This window comes from Bacillus cereus group sp. BfR-BA-01441, assembly GCF_022663075.1.
Lineage (GTDB): Bacteria > Bacillota > Bacilli > Bacillales > Bacillaceae_G > Bacillus_A > Bacillus_A cereus.
Genome location: NZ_JAKUEU010000462.1, coordinates 1 through 212 on the forward strand (window position 1 = coordinate 1; position 212 = coordinate 212).

The window sequence follows — 212 nt, forward strand, 5'->3', positions numbered from 1 at the left end:
TGAATTGCAACGTCAAGCCGAAGAAGAAGAAAAGCAAAAACAGGCTGAATTGCAACGTCAAGCCGAAGAAGAAGAAAAGCAAAAACAGGCTGAATTGCAACGTCAAGCCGAAGAAAAAGCAAGACAAAAACGAGCTGAATTGCAACGTCAAGCCGAAGAAGAAGAAAAGCAAAAACAGGCTGAATTAGAACGTCAAGCCGAAGAAAAAGCAA

At 41.5% G+C, this 212-nt stretch carries 1 pseudogene; it reads left to right on the forward strand.

What is annotated here, in order from left to right:
- Positions 1–212, forward strand: a pseudogene (locus tag MR107_RS32165) (sunset domain-containing protein); the annotation flags it as partial.